This window comes from Hephaestia mangrovi, assembly GCF_019880555.1.
Lineage (GTDB): Bacteria > Pseudomonadota > Alphaproteobacteria > Sphingomonadales > Sphingomonadaceae > Sphingomonas > Sphingomonas mangrovi.
Genome location: NZ_JAINVU010000018.1, coordinates 1 through 1,874, shown reverse-complemented (window position 1 = coordinate 1,874; position 1,874 = coordinate 1). Strand labels below are relative to the sequence as shown.

1 protein-coding gene is annotated in these 1,874 nt (G+C 61.5%); it reads right to left on the bottom strand.

Annotated elements, in window-relative coordinates; translation table 11 throughout:
- Positions 1–226: 226 nt before the first annotated feature.
- Positions 227–1,360: a tetratricopeptide repeat protein gene (locus K7G81_RS17615; RefSeq protein ID WP_223032142.1), complete on the bottom strand. Its 1,134-nt coding sequence runs from the start codon at positions 1,358–1,360 to the stop codon at positions 227–229.
- Positions 1,361–1,874: the final 514 nt, after the last annotated feature.

Below are 1,874 nucleotides of genomic sequence, written 5' to 3'. Positions count from 1 at the left end.
GCTGCTCGAGCCCATCGGCAACATCCCGCCTGCCGAAGCGGAAGACCAATATTATGCTGCCGCGGACAACATCGATATGGCAGCGTGACTCACAACCCAAGGCCTCCGGCAAACCCGGCGCGGTTCAGACAGCTTCCTATCCATGGTCCACATCGCCACCACCAGATACTGGCTCAAATTTGTCCACGCCGCCTAGGCGTTGCCCCCCTATTCGCGCCGATCCAATTTACGAGGCGTCAATCGGGGCCACCCGAATATTATCCACCCACCCGGTTTCGTTATTGCCCGAAGCACTGGCGGCCTTCTGAATATCGACTTCCTGGATCGGGCAATCCGAGGCCGGCACGGTGAATATCTTGGCGACCGCATTGCCACGCGCCGGGAAACTATCGTCGTTTCGATACACCATCGACGTCGTACCGGCGCATCGAACGAAGGCATCGATGCTGTCATCCGCCTGGCCGCCTTCAAGAGCGGTCTGCCAACTCAGGCGGTATGTTCCGGGGCTCAAAGCCATCAATTGTCGAGCTGCTATCGTCCGCACCGTGTTCGACGAATCGATCCGGAGCGCATGCCCTTCAAGCGGAGAAGGTGCCGAAACGATCGAGGTTCCCAACCCGCCGCTGTTTTGCAGCCGCCAATCGAATGGGTTGTGCGAAGCCTTGGTTATATCCGTCTCGAATCCGCCGTCGCTGATGTAGACATCGCCGTTTCGGTCACACGCTTGACGCCACAGGGTTTTGGCATCCCCGATCCGCCCGCCGACGATCAACTGGCTCGCTGCCGCGCCCACGGCTCCGCAATCGAGATTTGCGCCATGGGATGCCGCCAGACTGATTGCCGCCATTCGCCCTGCAAAGGCGCCGTCAGTGAGTTTCCCGGTCTCGCCAAGAACGCGACTGGCCCAAGGCGGATCGCGCTGCAGAAGCGATGCTAGTGCTTGTTGCCCAGCCGACGTCTGCTCGAACGAGGCCAGCGCGGCATCCACCGCGTCATTGTCGATATCCAGCCGCAGCAAGGCATCGAGACGGTCGCGCGCGACACCAATGTCGTTTACGGCCAGCGCCTGCGCCAACCAGAACAACTGCGTCGGCACGTCGCGCCAGCCGAGGTGGCCCGCGACCGAGAAAGCTGCATACGCAGCCTGCATGTTACCGAGCGCGAGATTGGCGCTGGCCAACGCCGAGGTCGACGCGGGATTTATCGGATCGGATTGGATGGCTCTGCGCGCTTGTGTCAAAGCCGCGCGAGGGTTGTTGTCTGCCAAGCTCTGGAAAGCCTCGCGTGTAGCGCTCTGCCCGCCGAAATAGCTTTTGTGGGCAGCTAACGATTCCTCACTCAACCGGTCGGCTGCACTCATCCAGCAGAGCACGGCAAGGGCCGCCGCGACGACGGAGACTAGGGACGCAAGCGCCACTGTCGGCATTCGAACTGAGGCCATGCGTTCTGGCTGCGAACTTAGCGGCATCAAGTCAAGCGGCATGTTGCAAACTGAGATGGAGGGGCGATGTGGTCGGCGGATCAGTCCAACTGGCGACTAAAGGGCAAAGTCGCGCGTCTGGATGACGCGCCGCCGCGACGAACGGGCCAGATCGCCGTTTTGTTGTTGCATTCGTTGGTTGACTATCCGGAGCGGAGTCTGTCTTTGGCTGTGGTGAGTGGGATGTTGGCGGGTTTGCTGGGTCGGGTTGGTATTGAGCGGTCTGGTCGTCGGTCTGAGGGAGTGGTTGGGTGATGGCGGTTGGGCGTGTATTGGTCGCGACCGGACTGGTGTTGTCGTGTGGGGCGTGCAGCGGGATGCATGCGGCGGAGGATTTGCCGCGTGGGGCGGCGTCTTATGCGGTGATGCCGGCGGCGGATCCGTCGCAGGAGGC